We start from the raw sequence: 1,089 nt of genomic DNA, 5'->3' as shown, positions 1-1,089 counted from the left end.
ACCGGCAACAACATCGCCAACGTTGCCACCACCGGCTTCAAGTCGTCCCGCGCAGAGTTCTCCGACGTCTACTCGGCCACCAAGCTGGGCAGCGGCACCCAGGTAGTGGGTAACGGCGTGCGTTTGTCCAACGTCTCCCAGCAGTTCACCAACGGTGATATCAACAACACCGGCAACGTGCTGGACATGGGCATCCAGGGCCAGGGCTTCTTCGTGCTGAGCACCAACGGCTCGCTGACCTATACCCGTGCCGGTACCTTCAAGACCGACAAGGACGGCTTCATCACCAACAGCGATGGCACTGCTCGCCTGCAAGGTTATGCCGTGGATGCCAACGGCAAGATCATCAACGGTGTGCTGACCGACCTGCGGATCGACACCTCGAACCTGGCCCCCAAGCCCACCGACGCGATCTCCTCGACCATCAACCTGAACTCCGATGCCGATCAGATCAACGTCAACCCAACGGCTCCGGCTCCGGCCTATGTGTTCGATCCGACCAAGAACACCACCTACACCAAGCAATTCAGTACTCCGGTGTATGACACCCAGGGCAACAAGCACGTCATGGATCAGTACATGATCAAGACGCAGAACCCCAACGAATGGCAGACCTACACCCTGATCGATGGCCGCAACCCGGACGGTACGGCTTTCACCATGGCCAACCAGGCGCCGATCACGATGAAGTTCGACTCCTCGGGCAAGCTTCAGTCCCTGACGCCACCAGTTGCACCCGCTACCAGCCAGTTCACGGTCAATGGCAACAATGTCGTCATGGCTGGCTGGACGCCGGGTGATGTGGTCAATGGTGTCTTCGTTCCCAATGGTGCAGCGCCTGCACCGGGTGGGGTGAAAATCGACATGACCAAGACCGGTTCGGTATTCGGCGATACCAACCGTTCGGTGATCGCGCAGAATGGCTACTCCACTGGCCAGATCTCCAGCCTGACCATCGACGGCACCGGCGTGATGCTGGCCAACTTCAGCAACGAGCAGACCAAGCCGATCGGCCAGATTTCCCTGGCCAGCTTCACCAACGAGCAGGGCCTGCAGCCAGTGGGCGGCACCCAGTGGAAAGAAACCTAC

Annotated in this window: 1 protein-coding gene; it reads left to right on the top strand. The window is 59.5% G+C overall.

Annotated features, from left to right (window positions below; genetic code table 11):
* The coding region (locus J4P02_RS30355; protein ID WP_426197396.1) for a flagellar hook protein FlgE at positions 1-1,089 on the top strand (1,089 nt) is incomplete at both ends.

This window comes from Pseudomonas sp. NFXW11 (assembly GCF_049887815.1).
GTDB lineage: Bacteria > Pseudomonadota > Gammaproteobacteria > Pseudomonadales > Pseudomonadaceae > Aquipseudomonas.
Note: the sequence above shows the minus strand (reverse complement) of the source record. Positions and strands in the feature narration are given on the sequence as shown.